This is a genomic window from Enterobacter sp. 940_PEND (assembly GCF_001059415.1).
GTDB lineage: Bacteria > Pseudomonadota > Gammaproteobacteria > Enterobacterales > Enterobacteriaceae > Enterobacter > Enterobacter cloacae_M.
The window spans coordinates 86,703-102,998 of the sequence record NZ_JUMS01000003.1; the positions used below are offsets into that span (position 1 = coordinate 86,703).

The window sequence follows — 16,296 nt, forward strand, 5'->3', positions numbered from 1 at the left end:
CTTTGCGGTTAATTGAAATGGAAAAAGTATGAAGAACTGGAAAACGCTGCTGCTCGGTGTCGCTATGGTTGCGAATACCAGCTTCGCCGCCCCCCAGGTTGTTGATAAAGTCGCTGCTGTGGTTAACAACGGCGTCGTGCTTGAAAGTGACGTTGACGGTCTGATGAAATCGGTGAAGCTCAATTCGGGCGAAGCCGGTCAACAGCTTCCGGATGACGCAACGCTGCGCCACCAGATCCTGGAGCGTCTGATCATGGATCAGATCGTTCTGCAGATGGGGCAGAAAATGGGTGTGAAGGTCACTGACGAGCAGCTCGATCAGGCGATCGCTAACATCGCGAAGCAGAACAATATGTCTTTAGACCAGATGCGCAGCCGCCTGGCCTATGACGGCATCAGCTACGCCACCTACCGTAACCAGATCCGTAAAGAGATGCTGATTTCGGAAGTGCGTAACAACGAAGTGCGTCGCCGCGTTACCATCCTGCCTCAGGAAGTTGACGCGCTGGCAAAACAGGTGGGTAACCAGAACGATGCGAGCACAGAGCTGAACCTGAGCCACATTCTGATCCCACTGCCAGAGAACCCAACGTCCGATCAGGCTGCGGAAGCCGAAAGCCAGGCGCGTTCTATTGTTGAACAGGCGCGTAACGGCGGCGACTTTGGCAAGCTGGCAATCACCTACTCCGCTGACCAACAGGCGCTGAAAGGCGGCCAGATGGGCTGGGGCCGTATTCAGGAGCTGCCATCCATCTTTGCCCAGGCTCTGAGCACGGCGAAGAAAGGGGATATCGTCGGTCCTATCCGTTCAGGCGTGGGCTTCCACATTCTGAAGGTGAACGATCTGCGCGGCCAGAGCCAAAATATCTCCGTCACCGAAGTTCACGCTCGCCACATTCTTCTGAAACCGTCACCGATCATGACTGACGATCAGGCGCGTGTGAAGCTGGAACAGATCGCAGCTGACATTAAGAGCGGTAAAACCTCATTTGCGAAAGCAGCAAAAGAGTTCTCTCAGGATCCAGGCTCTGCTAACCAGGGCGGCGACCTGGGCTGGGCGGCTGCGGATATCTACGATCCTGCCTTCCGCGATGCGTTGATGAAGCTGAACAAAGGCCAGATCAGCGCGCCGGTCCACTCTTCATTCGGCTGGCATCTGATCGAGCTGATGGACACCCGTAACGTTGATAAAACGGATGCGGCACAGAAAGACAGAGCCTACCGTATGCTGTTTAACCGTAAGTTCTCTGAAGAAGCAGCAACCTGGATGCAGGAACAACGCGCCAGCGCTTACGTGAAAGTTCTGAGCAACTAATGAAACAGCATCGTGTTGTTGTCACGCCCGGCGAACCCGCCGGGATTGGGCCTGACCTCGTTGTCCAGCTCGCCCAGCGCAGCTGGCCGGTAGAACTGGTTGTCTGCGCCGATGCAACACTGTTACAAGACCGGGCAACGCTGCTCGGTCTGCCTTTAACGCTCATCCCTTACGTTGAAGGCCAACAGCCTGCACCCCAGCAAGCCGGTACGCTCACCCTTCTTTCAGTTCCCCTTCGTACGCCGGTCATCCCGGGCCAGCTCAGCACGGAAAACGGTCACTATGTCGTTGAAACCCTTGCGCGCGCCTGCGACGGTTGCCTGAAGGGCGAATTTGCCGCTCTGATCACCGGCCCCGTCCACAAAGGCGTCATCAACGAAGCGGGTATACCCTTTACCGGGCATACGGAGTTCTTTGAAGAGCGCTCGCACAGCCCGAAAGTGGTGATGATGCTGGCGACGGAGGAGATGCGCGTTGCGCTGGTGACCACCCATCTGCCGATCAAAGCCATTCCTGATGCGATTACCCCTGAACTCCTGCGCGAGATCATCGGGATTTTGCATCACGATCTGCAGACAAAGTTTGGGATCCCGCAGCCGCACGTGCTGGTTTGTGGCCTCAATCCGCACGCCGGTGAAGGCGGGCACATGGGCACCGAAGAGATCGACACCATCATTCCGGTACTCAACGAAATGCGGGCGAAGGGGATGAACCTCAGCGGGCCGCTGCCTGCAGATACCCTTTTCCAGCCGAAATACCTGGATAATGCCGACGCCGTGCTCGCGATGTACCACGATCAGGGCCTGCCCGTGCTAAAATACCAGGGCTTTGGCCGCGGGGTGAATATCACCCTCGGTTTACCCTTTATTCGAACGTCCGTTGACCACGGTACTGCGCTGGATCTGGCAGGCCAGGGGAAAGCGGATGTCGGCAGTTTTATTACGGCGCTTAATCTCGCCATCAAAATGATTGTTAATACTCAATGACTAATCGAGTCCATCAGGGCCACTTAGCCCGTAAACGTTTCGGGCAAAACTTCCTTAACGATCAGTTCGTGATCGAAAGCATTGTCTCGGCTATTAATCCGCAAAAAGGTCAGGCGATGGTCGAAATCGGCCCGGGCCTTGCCGCGCTGACCGAGCCGGTAGGCGAACGCCTCGACGAGCTGACCGTCATCGAACTGGATCGCGATCTGGCCGCACGCCTGCAAACGCACCCGTTCCTCGGGCCGAAGCTGACCATCTATCAGCAGGACGCCATGACCATGAACTTTGGCGAGCTGTCCGAAAAAATGGGTCAGCCGCTGCGCGTCTTCGGCAACCTGCCGTACAACATCTCCACACCGCTCATGTTCCACCTCTTTAGCTATACTGATGCCATTGCCGACATGCACTTCATGTTGCAAAAAGAGGTTGTTAACCGTCTGGTTGCAGGACCGAACAGTAAAGCGTATGGTCGTTTAAGCGTGATGGCACAGTATTACTGCAACGTGATCCCGGTACTCGAAGTACCGCCGTCAGCGTTCACACCACCACCAAAAGTGGATTCAGCGGTTGTGCGCCTTGTGCCGCACAAGACGAAACCGTATCCGGTTAAAGATCTGCGCGTACTGAGCCGCATTACCACAGAAGCCTTTAACCAGCGCCGTAAAACGATCCGTAACAGCCTGAGCAATTCGTTTACCGTTGAGGTGTTAGCCGAGCTGGGGATCGACCCGGCAATGCGTGCAGAGAACATTTCCGTAGAGCAGTACTGCAAGCTGGCTAATTACATCAGCGATAATGCGCCGCCGAAGGAGAGTTAAGCCATGATTGATTCGCCCCGCGTATGTGTCCATGTACAAAGCGTCTATGTTGAATCACAGTCCTCACCGGACGAAGAACGTTTTGTTTTCGCTTACACCGTGACCATTCGCAATCTGGGGCGGATGCCCGTGCAGCTGCGCGGGCGCTACTGGCTTATCACTAACGGCAATGGCCGCGAAATTGAAGTTCAGGGCGAAGGTGTGGTTGGTGAACAGCCCCACATCGCTCCTGGCGAAGAGTACCAGTACACCAGCGGCGCGGTGATTGAAACGCCGATGGGTACTATGCAAGGCCATTATGAAATGGTCGACGTCGATGGCAATGATTTCCGCGTTGCCATTCCTGTGTTCCGTCTCGCCGTAACCACACTCATTCATTAATCTAATGTCTACATATCTGATTGGCGACGTTCACGGTTGCTACGATGAACTGATCGCATTGTTAAAACAGGTCGACTTTACGCCAGGACAGGACACGCTCTGGCTGACGGGCGATTTAGTCGCGCGTGGCCCCGGCTCCCTTGAAGTATTACGTTTCGTCAAATCGCTGGGCGACAGCGTCCGCATGGTGCTGGGCAATCACGATCTGCATCTGCTGGCGGTTTTCGCCGGGATCAGCCGCAACAAACCTAAAGATCGCCTCACCCCACTGCTGGATGCGCCGGACGCGGACGATCTGATTAACTGGCTGCGCCGTCAGCCCCTGCTGCAGATCGACGAAGAGAAAAAGCTGGTCATGGCGCATGCCGGGATCACGCCACAATGGGATCTTGAGACGGCGAAAACCTGCGCGCGTGACGTTGAGGCGGTGCTGGCGAGCGACTCGTATCCTTTCTTCCTCGATGCCATGTACGGCGATATGCCGAACCACTGGAGCGAGGATCTCAGCGGTCTGGCCCGTCTGCGCTTTATCACCAACGCGTTCACCCGCATGCGTTTCTGCTTCCCGAACGGACAGCTGGACATGTATTCCAAAGAGACGCCGGAAAGCGCACCTGCTCCGCTGAAACCGTGGTTTGCCATTCCGGGACCGGTGACCAGCGAGTACAGCGTGGTATTTGGCCACTGGGCTGCGCTGGAAGGAAAAGGAACACCGGAAGGGATTTACGGTCTGGATACCGGATGCTGCTGGGGCGGAGAGTTAACCTGCTTACGCTGGGAAGATAAAGCTTACTTTGTGCAGCCGTCCAACCGACAGCTGGACTTAGGGGAAAGTGAGGCCGTTGCCTCCTGATACGTTATTCCCTCTCCCGGCCGGGAGAGGGAAAATCACTTAACGACGTTCCAGAATCTCGAAGCAGTAGCTGTGGGAGTTCTGTGCATCCGCGTCGTGGAATTCGCTGAATACCGATTCCCACTCGTCCGGATCGTAGTCCGGGAAATGGGTATCCCCTTCCACTTCTGCATCAATGTGGGTCAGATACAGCTTCTGCGCTTTTGGCAGGAACTGCTCGTAGACGCGCCCACCGCCAATCACCATGATCTCTTCGGCATTGCCGCATGCAGCAATCGCCTCGTCTACTGATTTTACCCATTCGACGCGATCGTCAGTGCCCGGCTGGCTGCTGATAACGATATTCTTACGGCCCGGCAATGGACGACCAATCGACTCCCAGGTCAGGCGGCCCATCACTACCGGCTTGTTTAACGTAGTACGTTTAAACCATGCGAGATCGGCAGGCAGGTTCCACGGCATGGCATTTTCCATACCGATAACGCGGTCCACCGCCAGCGCTGCAATCAGACTGATCATTGAAAATTTCCCGGATGCAAAAAATTGCCGCCACTATACGGAAAGCTTAATCTTTCGTCGACTGGCGGCAGGGTAAAGATAAAGAAATTTTTTAATATTGCTGGCAACTCCACTTCACGCGGAAGGTTTACTCTCGGGCTCGTCAGCCGGATCGCCGGTATGCTTGCCCTCTTCCGTGCCCTGCCAGCCATGGCGCTGGATCAGCGACAGGTGGTTACGGTCCTCGTTAATGATTTCCGTCAGCATCGCGCTGGTGCGTTTGAACACCGCCGCGCGCTCGGTGGCCGTACTGCCGGCCATCGCCGCCATCTCTTCAACCATCTCGGTATTAAAGCGGCGGAACAGGTCTGCACGCTCACGCGCTTCATACGCCCCGAGCCCCAGGTTTTCCAGCGCCACTCGGCCAGACTTCAGCGCACCTTCGAACGTTTCACGCTCGGGCGCCTCTACGCCAGCCTGTCGCAGCCGGATGTAGTGATCCACATCGCGCGCGCGGGAGATAATAGTCAGCGCCGGGAAATGCTCTTTTACCAGCTCCACCATCTGCATGCTGGTTTCCGGATCGTCAATGGCGTTAATTAACACCTCGGCTTTTGCCGCCCCGGCGGATTCCAGCAGATCGACGCGGGTTGCATCCCCGTAAAACACTTTCATATCAAATTTACGCAGGGTATCGACATGGTCGGGATCGTGATCGAGGATGACCATTTTCACTCCGCTCGACAGCAGTAAACGACCCACGATCTGCCCGTAGCGGCCAAATCCGGCGATGATGACGCGCGGCTGCTCCTCGTCGATCTCGTCGGCCTCGCGCTCCTGCTCGCTGCCCGATTTTTCCAGGCGCGTCAGCACCACCAGCAGCACCGGCGTCGCCGCCATCGACAGTGCCACCGCCAGCGTCAGCGCCTTCGCCCACTCGGGATCGAGCACGTTTGCCATCTGCGCGGCGCCAAAGACCACGAACGCAAATTCACTCCCCTGCCCCAGCAGCACGGCGAACCAGCAGCGCTGCCTGCCCGGCACGTTCAGTGGGCGAGCAATCAGCCACAGCATCACCATTTTAATGACCAGGAAGCCGACGAGCAGGATGACGATCCGCAGCGGGTGCGTCACCAGCGTGCCGAAGTCGACGGACATCCCGACGCCGATGAAAAACAGCCCCAGCAGCAGTCCTTTGAACGGCTCGATATCGCTTTCCAGCGCGTGACGGTATTCAGAGCTCGCCAGCAGAACGCCTGCGAGGAACGCCCCCATCGCCATCGACAGCCCGGCCTCCTCCAGCAGCAGACCGAAGCCAAACACCAGGAACAGCGCTACGGCGCTGAACACTTCGCGCAGGCCAGAACGGGCAACAAACCGCAGCAGCGGGCGGGTCACATAGCGGCCAAGGAGCACCACCAGCGCCAGCGCGCCCGCCACCTTCAGCGCCGACAGCGCGAAAGCGCCCAGCGTGGTAGAGGAACCGCTGGCCGCCAGCAGCGGGATCATCGCCACCAGCGGGATAGCGGCAATGTCCTGGAACAGCAACACCGAGAACGCGCTGCGTCCCATCTGGGAGACCGTCAGATTTCGCTCGTTCATCGCCTGCATGGCAATCGCCGTCGAGGAGAGCGCCAGCGTCATGCCGATGAGCTCAGCCACTTTCCAGTCCATGCCCAACAGTATGCAGAACCCGCCCAGCAGCAGGCCGCAGGCCACCATCTGCAGCGCGCCGCCGCCAAATACCGAGGCGCGAAGCTTCCACAGCCGCTGCGGGTCGAGCTCCAGGCCAATCACAAACAGCATCAGCACCACGCCGATTTCAGCGAAATGGAGAATCGCCTCGGCATCCGTGACCAGCCGAAAGCCCCACGGCCCAATGACGCAGCCCGCAATCAGGTAGCCGAGAACCGAGCCCAGCCCCAGACGTACCGCCACGGGCACAATCAGCGCCGCCGCGCCGAGGTAAATCAGCGCCTGTATCAGCGTATGGCTATCCATGATGCGTCTCCTGCCACTCAAGTAAGCGTTGTTTATAATGGCGAGCCTGCGCCTGCAGCGTTTCATCGTCGCAAACAAACGTGCAGTGCATCGCAAAAGGCGGGAGCCAGTTCAGGCCGCAATAGAGCGCAGTCGCCTGCAGCGGCTGCGCCAGGACGTCAAAACCCGGGAAGGAACCGATATCAAAATGGCTTTCACCGCCGCCGGTGGTGACCGCCCACATCAGGCTTTTTCCTTTTAGCGCATTGCCGTTGTGGCCATACGCCCAGCCGTGGGAGAAGACTTTATCAATCCACAGCTTCAGGAGCGGGGGCGTGCTGTACCACTGCATGGGGTGCTGCCAGATAATCAGATCGGCACGGGAGAGCGCCTCCTGTTCGGCGGCGATATCGATATTAAAATCGGGATAAAGTTGATAGAGGGAACGTATCTCTACGTTATCAAGCGTCCTTACCTGCTCAAGCATCCGCTTATTCGCATGCGAGTGCTGCGGATAAGGATGGGCATAAATTATCAGAATCATTGATTAGCCTGTTGTTACTGCTTTCTTTTAACAAAAGAGTGTAGTCAGTAATTCAACAGGCTAATAGTGAATATTATTGACGGGCTTACGTCAGAATTCTGAATTAGTTATCCAGCTCGCCCATGGATTTCACCTGGTCACGGTTGATCTGCTCGGTTTGACCGGTTTCGGCGTTTTTATACGACACCAGACCGGTATCGTCATCTACCTGCGGTTTGCCGTCGGTGACAATGGTTTTGCCATCGGTGGTTTTTACGGCCTGATTAGACGAACAGCCCGCAACGGTAAACATTGTCGTGGCAGCCAGAACGGAAGCGATCAGTAATTTATTTTGCATGGTGTTTTCCCCTGCTCTCAGTTGAATTTCGTTATCGACCTAACCATTTTAGGCTAACTGACTGAATGCGGATGAAAAACCAGAAGGTTCTGAAGATGGGAGAATGCCCGGCAACCGAACGGCACCGGGCATTTTTACTTACTTGCTAATCTGCGCGTGCATTTCCTGAACCGAAATCACCTTCTCGGTGGCATCCGCGTTCAGCGCCATGGCCGTCGCGAAACCGCCGTTCAGGGTGGTGTCGTAGTGCACTTTGTACTGCAGCGCGCTGCGGCGAATCAGCTTGGAGTCTTCAATCGCCTGGCGGCCTGCGGTGGTATTGATGATGTAGGTGTACTCGCCATTCTTGATACGGTCCTGAATGTGCGGACGACCTTCATGCACCTTGTTCACCAGACGCGGGTTGATGCCGGCTTCGCCCAGCACAATCGCCGTACCGTGGGTTGCGTCCAGCTCGAAGCCCTGTTTCAGCAGCTTGGCGGCCAGGTCAACCACGCGCTCTTTGTCGCCTTCGCGAACGGAGAGCAGCGCACGGCCTGATTTTCTCATGGTGGAGCTACTGCCCAGCTGCGCCTTCGCGAACGCTTCGGCGAAGGTGCGGCCCACGCCCATCACTTCCCCGGTAGAGCGCATTTCTGGCCCTAACAGCGGGTCAACGCCCGGGAATTTGTTGAACGGCAGCACCACTTCTTTCACCGAGTAGTACGGTGGAATGATCTCTTTGGTCACGCCCTGCTGCGCCAGCGTCTGGCCCGCCATCACGCGCGCCGCCACTTTCGCCAGCGGTACGCCGGTGGCTTTGGAGACGAACGGTACGGTACGTGCCGCACGCGGGTTCACTTCAATCAGGTAGACTTCGTTGTCTTTCACCGCGAACTGGACGTTCATCAGGCCGCGAACCTGCAGCTCGAAGGCCAGCTTCTGCACCTGCTGGCGCATCACGTCCTGAATCTCCTGGCTCAGCGTGTACGCCGGCAGAGAACAGGCGGAGTCGCCGGAGTGCACGCCAGCCTGCTCGATGTGCTCCATGATGCCGCCAATCAGCACCATTTCGCCGTCGCAGATGGCGTCCACATCCACTTCCACCGCGTCGTCGAGGAAGCGGTCGAGCAGCACTGGCGCATCGTTCGACACGCTCACAGCGGTCTGGAAGTAGCGACGCAGGTCGGCTTCGTCATACACGATTTCCATCGCGCGGCCGCCCAGCACGTACGAAGGACGCACCACCAGCGGGTAGCCAATTTCTTTCGCCTTCTCAACGGCCATTTCAATGGCGGTGACGGTGGCGTTCGCCGGCTGTTTCAGCTTCAGACGGTCAACCGCCTGCTGGAAACGCTCGCGGTCTTCAGCACGGTCAATCGCGTCCGGGCTGGTGCCGATAACCGGCACGCCTGCTGCTTCCAGCGCGCGGGCCAGCTTCAGCGGGGTCTGGCCGCCGTACTGCACGATAACGCCTTTTGGCTTCTCGATGCGCACGATTTCCAACACGTCTTCCAGGGTAACCGGCTCGAAGTAGAGGCGGTCAGAGGTGTCGTAGTCGGTAGAGACGGTTTCCGGGTTACAGTTGACCATGATGGTCTCGTAACCGTCTTCGCGCAGCGCCAGGGAGGCGTGTACGCAGCAGTAGTCGAACTCGATGCCCTGGCCGATACGGTTTGGACCGCCGCCCAGCACCATAATCTTGTCGCGGTCGACGGACGGGTTCGCTTCGCACTCGTCTTCATAGGTGGAGTACATGTAGGCGGTGTCGGTTGAGAACTCTGCCGCACAGGTGTCCACGCGCTTGTAGACCGGGTGCAGGTCGTACTGGTCGCGCAGCTTGCGGATTTCCGCTTCACGCACGCCCGCCAGCTTAGCCAGACGCGCATCGGCGAAGCCTTTACGCTTCAGCACGCGGAGGAAATCAGCGTCCAGGCCGGTGATGCCCAGCTCCGCGACCTGCTCTTCCAGACGCACCAGCTCTTCAATCTGCACCAGGAACCAGCGGTCGATGTTGGTCAGGTTGAACACGCCGTCGACGGACAGGCCCGCACGGAAGGCATCGGCGATATACCAGATACGCTCTGCGCCAGCGTCTTTCAGCTCGCGGCGAATTTTGGTCAGCGCTTCCGGGTCGTCCAGGCTCACTTTCGGGTCGAAGCCGGTCGCGCCCACTTCGAGGCCGCGCAGCGCTTTCTGCAGGGATTCCTGCTGCGTGCGGCCTATCGCCATCACTTCACCGACAGATTTCATCTGGGTGGTCAGACGGTCGTTCGCGCCTGCGAACTTCTCGAAGTTGAAGCGTGGAATTTTGGTGACAACGTAGTCGATGGACGGCTCGAAGGACGCAGGGGTGCGGCCACCGGTGATGTCGTTCATCAGCTCGTCGAGGGTGTAACCCACCGCCAGCTTCGCCGCCACTTTCGCAATCGGGAAGCCGGTCGCTTTAGAGGCCAGCGCGGAGGAGCGGGACACGCGCGGGTTCATTTCGATAACAATCAGACGGCCGGTTTTCGGGTTCACCGAGAACTGCACGTTAGAACCGCCGGTTTCCACGCCGATTTCACGCAGTACCGCCATCGAGGCGTTACGCATGATTTGATACTCTTTGTCGGTCAGGGTCTGGGCTGGCGCAACGGTGATGGAGTCGCCGGTGTGGATACCCATCGCATCGAAGTTTTCGATGGAGCAGACGATGATGCAGTTGTCGTTTTTATCACGCACCACTTCCATCTCGTACTCTTTCCAGCCAATCAGCGATTCATCAATCAGCAGCTCTTTGGTTGGGGAGAGATCCAGACCGCGCTCGCAAATCTCTTCGAACTCTTCGCGGTTGTAGGCGATACCGCCGCCGGTGCCGCCCATGGTGAACGATGGGCGGATGATGCACGGATAGCCCACGTCAGCCGCGACGGCCAGCGCTTCTTCCATATTGTGTGCGATACCGGAACGCGCGGTGTCGAGGCCGATTTTCTTCATCGCCACGTCGAAGCGGCGACGGTCTTCTGCTTTATCAATCGCGTCGGCGGTCGCACCAATCATGGTCACGCCGAACTCTTCCAGCACGCCCTGACGCTCCAGCTCCAGCGCACAGTTCAGCGCCGTCTGGCCGCCCATGGTTGGCAGCACCGCGTCCGGACGCTCTTTCTCGATGATTTTACGCACCACTTCCCAGTGAATCGGCTCGATGTAGGTTGCATCGGCCATTTCCGGGTCGGTCATGATGGTGGCCGGGTTAGAGTTTACCAGGATTACACGGTAACCCTCTTCGCGCAGGGCTTTACACGCCTGCGCGCCGGAGTAGTCGAATTCGCAGGCCTGGCCGATGACGATCGGGCCAGCGCCAAGGATCAGGATGCTTTTTATGTCTGTACGTTTTGGCATTGTCTTCTCGGCTCCTGATTATTTAGCGGTCTTACGGTATTGCTCGATAAGTTCGATGAAGTGATCGAACAGCGGCGCGGCGTCGTGTGGGCCCGGGCTGGCTTCCGGGTGGCCCTGGAAGCTGAACGCAGGCTTATCGGTGCGATGAATCCCCTGCAGGGTGCCATCGAACAGCGACTTATGCGTCACGCGCAGGTTAGCCGGCATTGAGGCTTCATCGACGGCAAAGCCGTGGTTCTGCGCGGTGATCATCACCGTGTTGTTATCGATGTCTTTCACCGGGTGGTTACCACCGTGGTGGCCGAACTTCATCTTAACGGTGTTTGCACCGCTCGCCAGCGCCAGCAGCTGATGGCCGAGGCAGATGCCGAATACCGGAATGTCGGTTTCCAGGAAGGACTTGATGGCGGCGATGGCGTAATCGCACGGCGCCGGGTCGCCGGGACCGTTGGACAGGAAAATACCGTCCGGATTCATCTTCAGCACGTCTTCGGCGGACGTTTGTGCCGGAACCACCGTCAGGCGGCAGCCGCGGTCAACCAGCATACGCAGGATGTTGCGCTTGGCGCCGAAATCGTAGGCCACCACGTGGAACGGCAGCTCGCTCTCTTTTTTCGCTTCCGGCAGGTCGCCTTCCAGCGTCCAGCTACCCTGAGTCCAGCTGTAGGCTTCAGCAGTAGTTACTTCTTTCGCCAGGTCCATGCCGTTCAGGCCCGGGAAGGCTTTCGCTTTTTCCAGCGCCAGCGTCGCATCGAGGTTATCACCCGCGATGATGCAGCCGTTCTGTGCACCCTTCTCGCGCAGCAGACGCGTTAGCTTACGGGTATCGATATCGGCAATCGCCACGATGTTATGGCGCTTCAGGTAAGAAGAGAGGTCTTCGGTATTGCGGAAGTTGCTGGCAATCAGCGGCAGGTCGCGGATGACCAGGCCTTGCGCATGTACCTGAGAGGATTCTTCGTCAGCCGCGTTGGTGCCGACATTGCCGATATGAGGATAAGTAAGAGTAACGATTTGGCGAGAATAGGAAGGATCAGTGAGGATTTCTTGATAACCGGTCATTGAAGTATTGAAAACGACTTCCCCAACCGCCGAACCCGTTGCCCCTATGGCCCGACCGATAAACTGGGTTCCGTCTTCCAGAACCAATAGCGCTGACTTAATCAAAACACCCTCCAGAGAATATTCACTCACTTTATTTGCATATTAATTCATAACCATGTCATGGATCAATGCAAATGTGTTGCCAGCGGATTTTTGGCAAACGGCGGCATTCTGGAGATTTGGTGGGTAAAAGTCAACTTAAAACGGATATTTTGCTTAGCCTTTTGCAAGCCTGGCGAACGGAACAGAGCTTAAGCGACAAAAAGATCAGGTAAATCACTGCAGAAAACGCTTGCGCGCCGGGTTTAATAAAAAAAGTCGTGTTGGAGCATGAAAAAGTAGACCGGATGGTCAAAATTTACATTTCAGTAACGTTAAAACGCTATAAGAGATATATTTTTAGAGCATTAAGCAAAAGCACGCGATGAAACAGATAAAATAAAAGGGCAATAAAATATTGCCCTATGCAATCAAACAATTACGACTGCAATAACCACATCACGATGGGTAATAATGCTTACAAATTGTTGAGATCGAGCACATCTCGCATATCAAAAAGGCCATCTTTCTTACTTTTAAGCCACAAAGCGGAACGTACGGCGCCGTTGGCGAACGTCATACGGCTGGAGGCTTTATGCGTAATTTCGACACGTTCGCCAATATCGGCGAACATCGCCGTGTGTTCGCCGACGATGTCGCCCGCGCGCACGGTTGCAAAGCCAATGGTGCCAGGCACGCGTTCGCCGGTGTAACCTTCGCGGGTATAGACCGCGCAGTCTTTTAAATCTTTATCTAGTGCATGCGCAATCGCTTCGCCCATCGCCAGCGCCGTGCCAGATGGCGCATCAACCTTGTAACGGTGGTGAGCTTCTACAATCTCGATATCGGTATAATTGCCCATCACCTTCGCGGCCTTCTCCAGCAGCTTCAGCATGACGTTAACGCCGACGCTGAAGTTTGCGGCGAAGACAATCGCAATCTCTTTGGATGCATCCTGGATAGCCTGCTTGCCCGCATCGTCAAAACCGGTGGTGCCGATTACCATCCCTTTGCCGTGCTGACGGCAAAATGCCAGATGCGCGAGCGTCCCTTCCGGGCGGGTAAAATCGATGAAGACATCGAAATCCTCTTTTACCGCCTCCAGGCTGCTTTGCACGGTAACGCCCGTGTGGCCTGCGCCTGCCAGCTCACCGGCATCGGCCCCCAGAAGCGACGAACCTTCACGCTCCAGTGCCGCGCCAAGCGCGACGCCATCCATCTGAAGTGCCGCCTGAATCAGCTGACGGCCCATACGTCCACCCGCGCCCGCAATGGCGACACGGATCTGTGCATCATGCATAGTTATTCTCTTACGTTAAAATGATGTAAACCGTTTTCAGATTAACCAGCCTTGCTCTCTGCTGCCAACTGAAAACACCGATAATTAGAATTTAACGTGAAACCGACATAAATATCAGTAAAAGACATGACGATCGGCAAAAACCGCAAGACTCTCATCACCCGCACAGGTGGCAGAAAGATGCGTTTTGCCGATCCGATGGTTGCGTAAAAGTCTGTCACTCCCGCAGGAAGATATCGTCGCTTTACTCGAGAGTCTGAGCGGGGTGTATACGCCGTACAGGCAGGGGAAATAGTGTCGCCCGGGATGATAGGAACGTAAAAAAATGGGAGCCGGAGGCTCCCATTTGATGACGTAATAAGAATCTTAGTTTTTACGAATCATAACGTTATAGTGCTTTTGAGCAGGCGGCATCAATCTCACCATCAAAGTTTTGTACCCATACATCAACGTCAGTATTATCTGTAGCCACATAATAGTGCCACGTCCCGCTCAGATCCGAAGTCCATAAATTTCCCCATGCTACTGCCCATTCAGACCACAGGTGATTGCTCCCGGGAATACGATCAGTGTGTTTGCCAGTAACCATGCTATCTGTTATTTCAAGCACTGAAGGCAGATGATATCCCTCTCCTAAATTAGTACATACACCTTCTGCGTTGCCTGACTTAACGCTAACATTCATATTTTTAAACCATGTAACTAACTGGAACGAATATTCCAGTGTTACGCCACCCGCTTTAGGTGTGGCGGTAATGGTCACTTCATCCGAAGTCCCCTCACCATTAAAGGTCACCGTACCGGTACTGTCCACCGAGACCCAGTCACTGTTATCCGACCAGGTATAATTGGCGTTATTCGCCGCAGCGCCTTTGATAGCAATCTGGAACTTAGCCCCGTCATAGCCCGTTTTCGGGAAGCCCGCGTCGACCGCAAAGTTAGCGCCGTTGACCGCAATTTTTGTAGTCGACGGCATCGGTGCTGGCGGTGGCGCGGTAAATGTCAGGTCCAGACTGCCGCCGGTATCGCCGGCGTTGGACGAGGACTTCGCCGCCACGGTCACCGTTTCAACGGTGGTGTTTGTCACGTTGAGCTTCGCCTGACCATTCGCGTCGGTGGCAACGGTCTTGGTCACGGTGGCATCGCCTAACGTCGCCGCGCCGGTGGTGGTAAACACCACATCCTCATTCGGCACCAGGTTACCCTTCGCATCCTTCACGGTGGCGGTCAGCGCGATGACGGATTCGCCGTCAGCGAGCTGCGTGGTGACATCGGAGACCAGCGTGGTCACCGCCGTCGTTGCGTCCGCCTTGAAGTTCACCGTGGCGGTCTGGCTTGCCGTACCAAGCGTGGCGGTTACCGTATAGGCGCCGGACTTCTCGCTGGTCAGGTTGGTTTTCGCCAGGCCGTACGCGTCTGTGGTGGCAGAAGCGGTGACGACCGTCGCCCCGGTGGTGACGCTGAACGCAACCACCACACCCGGCACCAGGTTGCCGTTGGCATCGGTGACTTTCGCCTGTACCGCATCCGTCGCCGTACCGTCCGCTTTCGCGTTGTCGGTGGTGACCGTCAGGTTACCCGTCGCAATGGTCGCCGTACTGCTGTCGGCCACAAAGGTGGTGTCGACAGACTTGCTGGTGCCGTTAACGGTGGCCGTCACCGCGGCAATACCGGATTTGGTATTGGTCAGCGTGGTGGTGGCCACACCGTTCGCGTCCGTGGTGGCGGAGGCGGTGGTGATTTTCGCGCTGTTGGTGGCGGTAAACGTCACCGTCGCGTCTTTCACCTTGTTACCGTTGGCGTCGGTCACGATGGCTTTCACCGCGTTGGTGTCGCTATCGTTGGCCACCGCATTGTCGGTGGTCACCGTCAGGTTACCGTCGCTGATGGTCGCCGTACTGCTGTCCGCCACAAAGGTGGTGTCCACAGACTTGCTGTTACCGTTGACGGTAGCCGTCACGCTGGTGGTCCCGGCTTTGGTATTGGTCAGCGTCGTCGTTGCCACACCGTTCGCATCCGTGGTGGCGGAGGCGGTGGTGATGGTGGCGCCGTTGGTGGCGGTAAAGGCTACAGTGGCATCTTTCACCAGGTTACCGTTGGCATCCGTCACGATGGCTTTCACCGCATCGGTGGCCGTGCCGTTGGCTTTCGCATTGTCGGTAGTCACCGTCAGGTTGCCGTCGCTGATGGTCGCGGTACTGCTGTCCGCCACAAAGGTGGTGTCAACCGTCTGGCTGGCACCGTTGACGGTGGCCGTCACTTTGCTCACGCCGGATTTGGTGTTGGTCAGCGTGGTGGTGGAGATACCGTCCGCATCGGTGGTGACCGATTCCGTCACGATGGTCGCTCCGTTAGTGGCGGTAAAGGTCACCGTCATGTCTTTCACCGGGTTGCCTTTAGCATCGGTGACAATCGCTTTCACCACGTCGGTGGCGCTGCCGTTGGCTTTCGCGTTATCAGTGGTCACCGTCAGGTTACCGGAACTGATGGTCGCCGTGCTGCTGTCCGCCACAAAGGTGGTGTCCACGGTCTGGCTGGCACCGTTGACGGTGGCCGTCACTTTGCTCACACCGGATTTGGTGTTGGTCAGCGTGGTCGTTGCCACACCGCTGGCGTCCGTGGTCGCGGAGGCCGTGGTGATAGTGGCGCCGTTGGTTGAGGTAAAGGCAACTGTCGCATTCTGCACCGGGTTGCCGTTGGCATCGGTGACAATCGCTTTCACTGCGTTGGTGGCCGTGCCGTCCGCTTTCGCGTTATCGGTGGTCACCGTCAGGTTAC

Annotated in this window: 13 protein-coding genes; 5 read left to right on the top strand and 8 right to left on the bottom strand. The window is 56.9% G+C overall.

Annotation, left to right across the window (positions count from 1 at the left end):
• Positions 1-28: 28 nt before the first annotated feature.
• The 5 genes from surA to apaH are packed head-to-tail and all read left to right on the top strand — an operon-like array spanning position 29 to position 4,353.
• Positions 29-1,315 (top strand): peptidylprolyl isomerase SurA, encoded by a 1,287-nt coding sequence (gene surA, locus ADJ24_RS01025; RefSeq protein ID WP_023310364.1) that lies wholly within the window; start codon positions 29-31, stop codon positions 1,313-1,315.
• Complete coding sequence (gene pdxA, locus ADJ24_RS01030; protein ID WP_023310363.1) at positions 1,315-2,301, top strand: 4-hydroxythreonine-4-phosphate dehydrogenase PdxA; 987 nt, start codon at positions 1,315-1,317, stop codon at positions 2,299-2,301. Before surA ends, pdxA begins: the two co-directional genes overlap by 1 nt.
• Positions 2,298-3,119 (top strand): 16S rRNA (adenine(1518)-N(6)/adenine(1519)-N(6))-dimethyltransferase RsmA, encoded by an 822-nt coding sequence (rsmA, locus tag ADJ24_RS01035; RefSeq protein ID WP_023310362.1) that lies wholly within the window; start codon positions 2,298-2,300, stop codon positions 3,117-3,119. The genes pdxA and rsmA overlap by 4 nt, the downstream gene beginning before the upstream one ends.
• 3 nt (positions 3,120-3,122) lie before the next feature.
• A complete protein-coding gene (gene apaG / locus ADJ24_RS01040) occupies positions 3,123-3,500 on the top strand; it encodes a Co2+/Mg2+ efflux protein ApaG (RefSeq protein WP_023310361.1) in 378 nt (125 codons plus the stop codon).
• Between the two features lie 4 nt (positions 3,501-3,504).
• Entirely contained in the window at positions 3,505-4,353 is an 849-nt protein-coding gene (apaH, locus tag ADJ24_RS01045; RefSeq protein ID WP_023310360.1) for a bis(5'-nucleosyl)-tetraphosphatase (symmetrical) ApaH, read from the top strand.
• Between the two features lie 39 nt (positions 4,354-4,392).
• Here the strand turns inward: apaH and folA are convergent, their stop codons facing one another.
• The 8 genes from folA to ADJ24_RS01085 all read right to left on the bottom strand — a co-directional run.
• Positions 4,393-4,872 carry a type 3 dihydrofolate reductase gene (folA, locus tag ADJ24_RS01050; RefSeq protein WP_008502023.1) on the bottom strand — a complete coding sequence of 160 codons (480 nt, stop codon included), beginning with the start codon at positions 4,870-4,872 and terminating at the stop codon, positions 4,393-4,395.
• Positions 4,873-4,986: 114 nt separating this feature from the next.
• Positions 4,987-6,852, bottom strand: a complete 1,866-nt coding sequence (gene kefC / locus ADJ24_RS01055) for a glutathione-regulated potassium-efflux system protein KefC (RefSeq protein ID WP_023310359.1) — start codon at positions 6,850-6,852, stop codon at positions 4,987-4,989.
• The gene (kefF, locus tag ADJ24_RS01060) at positions 6,845-7,375 is read right to left on the bottom strand and encodes a glutathione-regulated potassium-efflux system oxidoreductase KefF (protein ID WP_023310358.1); all 531 of its coding nucleotides are present in this window, start codon (positions 7,373-7,375) and stop codon (positions 6,845-6,847) included. Before kefF ends, kefC begins: the two co-directional genes overlap by 8 nt.
• A gap of 103 nt (positions 7,376-7,478) precedes the next feature.
• Positions 7,479-7,712, bottom strand: coding sequence for a YgdI/YgdR family lipoprotein (locus tag ADJ24_RS01065; RefSeq protein ID WP_023310357.1), 234 nt, complete (start codon positions 7,710-7,712; stop codon positions 7,479-7,481).
• A gap of 138 nt (positions 7,713-7,850) precedes the next feature.
• Positions 7,851-11,075 (bottom strand): carbamoyl-phosphate synthase large subunit, encoded by a 3,225-nt coding sequence (gene carB, locus ADJ24_RS01070; protein ID WP_023310356.1) that lies wholly within the window; start codon positions 11,073-11,075, stop codon positions 7,851-7,853.
• Positions 11,076-11,093: 18 nt separating this feature from the next.
• The gene (carA, locus tag ADJ24_RS01075) at positions 11,094-12,242 is read right to left on the bottom strand and encodes a glutamine-hydrolyzing carbamoyl-phosphate synthase small subunit (RefSeq protein WP_010427050.1); all 1,149 of its coding nucleotides are present in this window, start codon (positions 12,240-12,242) and stop codon (positions 11,094-11,096) included.
• A gap of 454 nt (positions 12,243-12,696) precedes the next feature.
• Positions 12,697-13,518: a 4-hydroxy-tetrahydrodipicolinate reductase gene (dapB, locus tag ADJ24_RS01080; protein WP_023310355.1), complete on the bottom strand. Its 822-nt coding sequence runs from the start codon at positions 13,516-13,518 to the stop codon at positions 12,697-12,699.
• 388 nt (positions 13,519-13,906) lie between these two features.
• Positions 13,907-16,296, bottom strand: a 2,390-nt coding sequence (locus ADJ24_RS01085) for a beta strand repeat-containing protein (protein ID WP_048701864.1), incomplete at its 5' end; no start/stop codon positions are given.